Origin of the sequence: Polaromonas sp., assembly GCF_039930745.1 — a bacterium.
Taxonomy (GTDB): domain Bacteria; phylum Pseudomonadota; class Gammaproteobacteria; order Burkholderiales; family Burkholderiaceae_C; genus Polaromonas.
Genome location: NZ_JBDTTH010000131.1, coordinates 1 through 7,952, shown reverse-complemented (window position 1 = coordinate 7,952; position 7,952 = coordinate 1). Strand labels below are relative to the sequence as shown.

Genomic DNA, 7,952 nt, shown 5'->3' with positions numbered 1-7,952 from the left:
TGGCCTTGACGGTCTGGATGCCGGTGATGGTTTCGACCAGCATGGACTGGTTTTCTGCACCTCGCGCGAACTTCACATCCAGCCGCTGGCGCAGGATGGGAACAATCGCCAGGCTGAGGCCAAAGTACAGCGGCAGGCTGACCAGCACGATCAGCGTCAAGGGCACGCTGTAAAACAACATGACGGCGATGAAGATGACCGAGAACAGCACGTCGAGCAGCACCGTGAGTGCATTGCCGGTCAAAAAGCTGCGAATGTTTTCAAGCTCGCGTACACGGGCTACCGAATCGCCGACGCGGCGGGCCTGGAAGTAAGCCAATGGCAGCTGCACCAGGTGGCGGAACAGCCGCGCGCCCAGTTCCACGTCAATGCGGCTGGTGGTGTGGCTGAACACATAGGCGCGCAAGCCATTGAGAACGCTTTCAAACACCACGACCACCACCAGGCCGATGACCAGCACGTCCAAGGTGGTCAGGCCGCGGTGCACCAGCACCTTGTCCATCACGACCTGAAAGAACAGCGGGCTGACCAGCGCGAACAGTTGCAGCATGAAAGAGATCAGCAGCACCTCACCCAGCAGCTTGCGATATTTGACGAGGGCGGGCACAAACCAGGAGAAGTCGAACTTTTGCAGCTCGCCTGCCAGGCTGGCGTGGCTGGTGATCAGGATCAACTCCCCCGTCCATTGGGAGGCGAAAACCTCCATAGGTTCGATCATCGGCCGCCCAGCAGGCATGCCCGGATTTTGAAGGAGGACGCGCTGGCCATCCGTCTGGGCCAGGATGACAGTGTGAATCGAACCATCGGTCCCTTTGATCCGTGCCAGCGCAGGAAGTGGCGTCAATGCCAGCCGCTCAGGCTTGCTGTGAGAGAGCTTGGCCTTCAGGCCGAGGAACTTGGCGGCTCGAAGCAGGTCTTCGACAGAGACACTCTCAGAATCGGACAATCCAAGTTGATGCGCAAGCGTGGCAGGATCAGCAGCAACCTGATGGAACCGAGCGATTGCACACAAGGCAGCCAGTTCATGCAATGGGGAACGGGCAACGACACCGCCAACCACCTCAACACTCGACGTGATTTGCGCCTCTACAGGAATCCCCCCATGGCCCCCTGGCAAGGGGGCCGCCGCCGTTTGACTCATTCATCCTCCCGCTATTTTTTTTCTATTGCTTTTTTGAGCAGCCCGACTCTAAGCGATTCTGATTTCTCAAATTGTTGCGATTGGTAAAGCGTTAGATAAGCGCTACAGCTAAAAAAATAAGAATCGCAGCTCTTCGATTTGCTGCTGAATTTACTAGAGAAAAAAAGAATTCAAGCGCTCACCCCTGTCATCTTTGACAGGGGTCCCGGGTAAATCCCAACTCGCTTTTCGATGACAGTAAATAATTAGTTCTCGTATTTCGCTGCTCACGCATTCACCTTATCCAGCCAAGTGAATTGCTCCCGGGAATCGTTGGGGGTAGCTGTTTACGTCAGATCTCTACGTGGAGGTTTGAGTGGCGAGTTTTCGTAGTGGGTTACCTCAGCGTTTGCCGAAGGAATGTGAGCAGCATGTTGCCTCCGCCCGTCCGCGCCATGTTTGCTCCCGGCACGCGCGAAGCGGTGACCCCAAGCTGACTCAGACCCGTGAGCAGTTGGACAAGCTGGCTGTGGAGAAAGACATTCCGCTGCACACGCTATCGAATGAATAGCTGTTAGCGCCCGCCGCATAAGGGCTTGGGGTCGATTTGGCTTCATGAACTGCGAGGAAACCGCCCGCCCCCCTTGCATTGCATCCCCGGGGTGTGAGGTGGGAAGCCCTGCCCCGCATGCGGCACGCCCCGAACAGTGGCCAACCCACGTTAGGACTCCAGCCCGCGCGGCGCAGGAGGAAAGGCCGGCACCTCACGCACGGCCGGTGCTCAACACGCGATCCCCTCGCATACCCACCGCGCATACCGAAAATCCCTGATCCCCGTCACCTTTCCCTCCGCAAACGCCAGCACCACCATATAACCCGGCGCCCCGGCCCCTTCGTCGGCCTCGGTATCCACCCATAACCCCGGCCGGCCCTCCACGTTGATGGGCGTCATCCGCAGCCCGTAGGTTTTGGCCGCGTAATTGGTGAAGTACTCGCCGCCGCGCCCCTGCATCGGCTTGCGGCGCGCCACCAGGTCGAGCCGAAATTCCTGGCCCAGCATCTCGCGCAGGCCGTCGAAGTCCCTGGCGTTGAAGCGCTCGGCATAGGCGGCCAGCAGGGCTTGGTCTTGCGGTGACAGGCCGGGCGGCGGGGCCGCGTCGTCGGGCTGCCCTGCCAGCTCGCGCAGGCGCGCGCGACCACGGTGCAGCGCCGCCTTGACGCCCGGCACGGTGGTGCCCATCACGCCAGCCGTTTCTTCCAGGGCATAACCCAGCACGTCAGACAGGATGACGGCGCTGCGCTGCGCGGGCGCAAGGCGCATGAAGGTGCGCAGGGCTGCGGTAGTCACGTGGCGGCGGTCGGCGGGATCGGCCTGCGTGTCGGCAATGGCATCCACGTCTTCATCGGCAAACATCGCCTGCTCGCGCGAGCGGCGCCGCAGGAAGTCCATGGCCGCGTTGTGCGCAATGCGGAACAACCACGCCTCCACGTTCTGCACCGCCTGGGCGTCGTAGCTGTCGTTGGCCTTGATCAGCGTTTCCTGCACCACGTCTTCACCATCCAGCATCGAGCCCGTCATGCGCGCGCAATAGCGGTGCAGGCGGGCACGCAGCTGGGCCATCAGCTGGGGGAAATCGGGGTCGGGCAGGGGCGGATCGGGCAGTTTGGTGGGGCGCATGCGGGCCTTTGGTGAATGCGGATGAATGGCGGATGTATTGCGGATCAAGCCAGAAAGTTAAAGAGAAGACGCTTGGCAAGGGTTAAAGGATGCGGTGCACGCGAAAAATATTTCCGGATCGTTTCGGCCCCGTCCTTCGTCTTTGTCAGCGGGCACCAAAGAAAGGATACAAGCCAATGCAAGACATCAATCAATCCACGGGATTCACCCCCACCCAGCGCTGGGTGCTGGGCCTGGCCGCGGCCGGCTCTTTCATGGCGGTGCTGGACGCCATGGTGGTGACCACGGCCCTGGACACACTGCGGCATGACCTCGCCGCGTCGATGGAGGCGCTGGAGTGGACGGTCAACGCCTATTCGCTCTCCTTTGCCACGCTGCTGATGACAGGCGCAGCGCTGGGCGACCGGTTCGGGCGGCGCCGCATGTACGTCATGGGGCTGCTGCTGTTCGCGCTGGCGTCAATGGCCTGCGCGGTGGCGCCCGACACGGGCTGGCTGATCGCGGGGCGCGCGGCGCAGGGCATGGGCGCGGCGCTGCTGATGCCGATTTCGATGGCACTGCTGGGCGCGGCGTTTCCGCCGCCGCAGCGGGCCAGGGCTCTGGGACTTTTTTCCGGCATCACCGGGCTGGCTGTGCTGGCGGGGCCGCTGATGGGCGGAGCCATCGTGCACGGGCTGGCTTGGCAGTGGATCTTCTGGATCAACCTGCCGGTGGCGCTGGGGGTGATGTGGCTGACGCTGGCCAAGGTGCCGGAAGGCAAGGCCGCGTCGGCACCGCTGGACATTCGGGGTGCGCTGCTGATGACGGCGTCGCTGCTCGGCCTGGTGTGGGGTCTGGTGCGCGGCAACCGCAACGGCTGGGGCAGCGCGGAGGTGATGTTGTCGCTGGGCGGCGGCTCGGTGCTGGCTGCGTTGTTCGTGGCCTCGCAGCGCTTGCGTGCATGGGACGCGATGGTGCCGCCGCGGCTGTTCCGTTCGCCGGTGCTGGCGGTGGGGCTTGCCGTGAGCTTCCTGCTGACGGCGTCGCTGCTCGGCACGCTGTTCTTCATGGCGCAGTTTTTCCAGGTGGTGTGGCAGCTGTCGCCGCTGGTCGCGGGCGCGAGCATGCTGCCGTGGACAGCCACGCTGTTCCTGGTAGCGCCGGTGGCGGGAGCGATGGTCAAGCGCGTGGGCGAGAAGGCGCTGGTGGTCGTAGGCCTCGGCCTGCAGGCAACGGGCATGGTGTGTCTGGCGGTGCTGGCGTCACCGGTGGGGGGCGATGCCGGCTACTGGATGTGGGTGCTGCCGCTCGCGGTGGCCGGCGGCGGGATCTCCATGGCCATGCCTGCGGTGCAAAGCGCGGTGCTGGGCGCCGTGGAGCCGCCCGACATGGGCAAGGCGGCGGGCCTGTTCAACACCTTGCGGCAGCTGGGCGGCGTGTTCGGCGTGGCGCTGGTCGTCGCGGTGTTCACACGGGTGGGCGGCTATGCCAGCCCACAGCAGTTCGGCGCCGGTTTCACGGCGGTGTTGATGGTGACCGCGGCGCTTTCGCTGGCCGGCGCGGCGGTCGGCTCGCGGCTCAAGCCGCGTGCAGTCCAGGGCAATACGGCGGCAATGCAAGGAGTGAAATCATGAAAACAATCCTGGTGCGCTACAAGGTCAAGCCGGAACTGGCTGACGAAAACCAACGGCTGATTGAGCAGGTGTTTGCACAGCTTGCGCGGGACAAGCCAGATGGCTTGCGGTATCAGTCGTTTCGGCTGGCCGATGGCGTGAGCTTCATGCACCTGGCCACGCGCGGCGGAGAGGCAGATGAGAGCCCGCTGATGAAGGTGGAAGCGTTCCGGGCTTTCCTGGCGGGGATCAAAGATCGCTGCGTCGAGCCGCCGGTGCAGACGGAGGTGAAGGCGATCGGTCGGTATGACGGGCTTTGAGGCGTTTCATGCGCGCGCAGAGGCGTGCGCAGATCGACAAGCTGACGCAAGAGAAAGACATTTCGCTGCACGCGCTATCGAATGAATAGCTGCTTGCGCCCGTAAGATAAGGGCTAGAGGCCGATTTTGCCTCATGAACTGTGGTGCCGGCTCCGGTACAAGCCCTAGGCCGGCGACGCCCCCGGTGGCTCGCGCAAAGCGCGCTTCAACTCCCGCACCAGCTTGACCATCCCCGCGTCGCGTGGATTACAAGCCAGGCAGACGCGCCGCTTGGCGCCCTCCGCATCGCGCAGGGGCAGAACCACGACGCCCGGGGCGCCTTCACAGTGCGAGCGGGGCAGGATGGCCACGCCGATGCCCAACTCGACCAGCGCCACCGCGATCTCCTCGCGCTCGGCCACCGCCCGCACGTCCGGCCGGATGCCGGCTTGCGCCAGCACCTGCACCAGCATCTGGTTCATCGCGCAACTGGAGCGCTCGATGAAGGCCAGTCCGTCCAGGTCCGACAGGCCCAGGCTGGTGTTGAAACGCTTGGGGTGCGAAGCCGGGACGGCGGCCACGTAATCCTCCTCCCAGAGCGGCTCGGACCACTCCTTCGCGCCCACCTCCCGTTCGGTCACGAGGCGCATATCGGCCTCTTCGGCGCCCTGGCACAGCTTGAGCTTGGCCTCAGGCAGTTGCGCATGCAGGGCTCGGATCAGCGCTGAGACCTGGCGCAGGTGCATGTCCGGCTGCACCTGGAGGCGGATCTCCTGGTCCGCAGGTTCGCGAAAGCTGTTCACGACTGCCTCGGCTTCGGCCAGCAGACGGGTGGCCAGCCCGTACAACTTCTCGCCCTCCGGCGTGGGGCTCAGCCCGCTTTTGGAGCGGGTGAACAGCAGGCTGATCAGCTCCACCTCCAGGCTCTGGATCGCATGGGTGACCGACGGCTGGGCCACGAAGCAACGCCGCGCCGCCGCGGTGATGGAGCCCTCTTCATAGGCGGCCACGAAATAGCGGAGAGCTCGCAAGTCGAACATCGGCTTTCTTTCATAGATTTTTTATCTTAACCAGCAATATAAACAATATTTGCCTAATGCATGGGTAGCCCGTACAGTGCCCCACCATGCAACATACCAACCTCCTTCGCCCCTTCATCCTCCTTCTGGCGCTCCTTGCAGGCCTCGCCGGCCTGGCAGGCGCCCGCGCCGCGCCACCGGCGCCTGCCGCCCCGCCAGAAGTGGGCTTCTCCATCGTCAAGACCGGTTCGCTCCAGGTGCGCGAGGGACTGGTGTATTCGGGCGGCAGCTTTTCGAAGAAGGTGGACACCATCTTCTCGGCCATCCTGATCAAGCACGCCGGCGAGTTCATCCTCTTCGACACCGGCCTGGGCAGCAACATCGCCGAGCAGTACCAGCAGGACATGCCGCTGCTGATGCGCCCCCTGTTCAAATACGAAGAGCCGGTCACGCCGGTCAAGGCGCAACTGGAGAAAGCGGGGATAGCGCCTCTGTCGCGCATCATCCTGAGCCACAGCCACTGGGACCATGCCAGCGGCGTCACCGATTTCCCCGGCACGACCGTGCTGGTGACGCAGGAGGAACTGGAAGTGATCCGGCGGCCGGCCGGCACGACCGGCGGCGCCTGGCCTTCGCAGGTGGGGAGCCCATCCATCCAGTGGCAGCCCATCGCTTTCGAGCCGCGCCCCTACGAGGGGTTCGAGCGCAGCCTGGACCTTTACAAGAACGGCAAGGTGGTTCTGGTGCCGATGTACGGTCACACGCCGGGATCGCTCGGCCTCTTCCTCACCGTCGATTCGGGCAAGCGGTATTTCTTTGTGGGCGACGTGGTCTGGAGCGCTGCGGCTCTGGCCAACGGCAGCCCCAAGTTCTGGGCCGCGCGCCTCAAGGTCGACGACGACGCCTCGCGAACTCAGCGCACGATCGAACAGATCCGCACCGTGATGCAGCGCGACCCCGCTCTGGTGGTGGTGCCGGCGCACGACGGCACGGTGCAGAACGCGCTGGGCTACTTTCCTGCCTGGGTCCGCTAGAAGGCTGAATCAGTCCAGAGATGGCAGGCGCCCGGTCCGCATCCGCCGCGCGTTCCGTTGCGCACGCTATCGAATAAATAGCTGCTTGCGCCCGTCCGATAAGGGCTGGAGGCCGATTTTTCTTCATGAAAAGCACCAAGACCAGTTGAAACGCTGCCATTCAATCAGGCGTTTGAATCCGCGCAGGCTGAACTAAGATATCAGGCATGACCCGAATCGTAGGCACGCAAAACCGCAGCGAATTCATTCTGGACCCCGTAGAGGCCTGGCATCGCGGCCGGGCGCTGGACCAGATGCTTGCCACCGCGCGTATACCGGTGCCGCATGGCGTGCTGCGGGCGCCTCACCGTGTGTTCAACGAAATCGATGACGCACGGCAGTTGGCCCAGGCCCGGCTACTGAACAGCCCACAGGTCAAGACTCCGCCAGCCCAGCCATGAATCCCGACGCCCTTCTCGGCTTGCTGCGCCGCTTTCAAGCCGAAGGCGTGAACTACCTTCTGGTCGGTGGGCATGCGGTTCGCCTCAACGGCTTCAACCGCAACACGGAAGATATCGACATCCTCCTGCCCTCCTCACTCGAGAATGGCAGGCGGGTGATCAAGGCCCTTGCCTTCTTGCCATCCAGCAAAGAGCTTGACGTTCAGTGGTTTGCGCCCCCCGCGGACGAGCCGGAAAATATCCGGGTCGCCGACGAGTTGCTGATCGACCTGCTCTTCGCCGCCAACGAGCAGACCTATGAGAGCCTGCAGGACCATGTTCGAACGCTGGTGATCGATGGCGTTTCCATTCGAACACTGGATATTGAAGGCCTGCTCAAAACCAAGACCGACTACCGCGACAAGGACCGCATCGACCGTGAGGCGCTGATGCGTCTCAAGCAGCAGCTTTGAGTCGCTTGCTACTTCTTTAATAGCTGCTTTCGCCCGTCGGATAAGGGCTGTAGGCCGCTTTCGCTTCAAACATTCGCCTCAACCAGCTCCCCTGCAGTCATTGCGGGCTTGATCCGCAACCCATGCTTGCAAACCCCCGGCCTGGGGTTCAGGCCACATGGATCCCGAATCACGTCCGGATGACAAACCAAACAACTAGCCTGATCGCCGCCGCGCCAGCAACAACATCGCCGCCCCCAGCAACAAGGCCCCCACGCCCTGCTGCGCCGTCAGCGGCTCCGCAAACAGCCAGGCCGCTGCCAACGCCGCCACCAGCGG

General features: G+C 63.3%; 8 protein-coding genes. 5 read left to right on the top strand and 3 right to left on the bottom strand.

Features of this window, described 5'->3' with window-relative positions; genetic code table 11:
* Both ABI660_RS22060 and ABI660_RS22055 read right to left on the bottom strand, forming a co-directional pair.
* Positions 1-1,060 (bottom strand): ABC transporter transmembrane domain-containing protein (locus ABI660_RS22060; RefSeq protein WP_348072179.1); only part of this gene is annotated, 1,060 nt, incomplete at its 3' end.
* An 841-nt stretch (positions 1,061-1,901) separates the two neighbouring features.
* Positions 1,902-2,798, bottom strand: coding sequence for a sigma-70 family RNA polymerase sigma factor (locus ABI660_RS22055; protein ID WP_348072177.1), 897 nt, complete (start codon positions 2,796-2,798; stop codon positions 1,902-1,904).
* A gap of 176 nt (positions 2,799-2,974) precedes the next feature.
* On the opposite strand from ABI660_RS22055, the gene ABI660_RS22050 reads away from it, so the two are divergent.
* Together ABI660_RS22050 and ABI660_RS22045 are read left to right on the top strand one after the other, a co-directional pair.
* Positions 2,975-4,411, top strand: coding sequence for an MFS transporter (locus tag ABI660_RS22050; protein ID WP_348072175.1), 1,437 nt, complete (start codon positions 2,975-2,977; stop codon positions 4,409-4,411).
* Positions 4,408-4,710 carry a hypothetical protein gene (locus ABI660_RS22045; RefSeq protein WP_348072173.1) on the top strand — a complete coding sequence of 101 codons (303 nt, stop codon included), beginning with the start codon at positions 4,408-4,410 and terminating at the stop codon, positions 4,708-4,710. The genes ABI660_RS22050 and ABI660_RS22045 overlap by 4 nt, the downstream gene beginning before the upstream one ends.
* Before the next feature lie 164 nt (positions 4,711-4,874).
* Here ABI660_RS22045 and ABI660_RS22040 read toward each other — a convergent pair whose 3' ends face one another.
* Entirely contained in the window at positions 4,875-5,729 is an 855-nt protein-coding gene (locus ABI660_RS22040; RefSeq protein WP_348072171.1) for a LysR family transcriptional regulator, read from the bottom strand.
* An 86-nt stretch (positions 5,730-5,815) separates the two neighbouring features.
* Here ABI660_RS22040 and ABI660_RS22035 point away from each other — a divergent pair, with 86 nt between their 5' ends.
* The 3 genes from ABI660_RS22035 (at position 5,816) to ABI660_RS22025 (ending at position 7,634) form a co-directional block, all read left to right on the top strand.
* Positions 5,816-6,742 carry an MBL fold metallo-hydrolase gene (locus ABI660_RS22035; RefSeq protein ID WP_348072169.1) on the top strand — a complete coding sequence of 309 codons (927 nt, stop codon included), beginning with the start codon at positions 5,816-5,818 and terminating at the stop codon, positions 6,740-6,742.
* Positions 6,743-6,948: 206 nt separating this feature from the next.
* Positions 6,949-7,182, top strand: a complete 234-nt coding sequence (locus ABI660_RS22030) for a hypothetical protein (RefSeq protein WP_348072167.1) — start codon at positions 6,949-6,951, stop codon at positions 7,180-7,182.
* On the top strand, positions 7,179-7,634 hold the full coding sequence (locus ABI660_RS22025; RefSeq protein WP_348072165.1) for a hypothetical protein: 456 nt from the start codon (positions 7,179-7,181) through the stop codon (positions 7,632-7,634). Before ABI660_RS22030 ends, ABI660_RS22025 begins: the two co-directional genes overlap by 4 nt.
* Positions 7,635-7,952: the final 318 nt, after the last annotated feature.

Bases quoted from the DNA above. Each gene is read 5' to 3' on its own strand.
- ABI660_RS22025 (WP_348072165.1), top strand. From the start codon at position 7,179: ATGAATCCCGACGCCCTTCTCGGCTTGCTGCGCCGCTTTCAAGCCGAA.
- ABI660_RS22035 (WP_348072169.1), top strand. From the start codon at position 5,816: ATGCAACATACCAACCTCCTTCGCCCCTTCATCCTCCTTCTGGCGCTC.
- ABI660_RS22030 (WP_348072167.1), top strand. From the start codon at position 6,949: ATGACCCGAATCGTAGGCACGCAAAACCGCAGCGAATTCATTCTGGAC.
- ABI660_RS22040 (WP_348072171.1), bottom strand. From the start codon at position 5,729: ATGTTCGACTTGCGAGCTCTCCGCTATTTCGTGGCCGCCTATGAAGAG.
- ABI660_RS22055 (WP_348072177.1), bottom strand. From the start codon at position 2,798: ATGCGCCCCACCAAACTGCCCGATCCGCCCCTGCCCGACCCCGATTTC.
- ABI660_RS22045 (WP_348072173.1), top strand. From the start codon at position 4,408: ATGAAAACAATCCTGGTGCGCTACAAGGTCAAGCCGGAACTGGCTGAC.
- ABI660_RS22050 (WP_348072175.1), top strand. From the start codon at position 2,975: ATGCAAGACATCAATCAATCCACGGGATTCACCCCCACCCAGCGCTGG.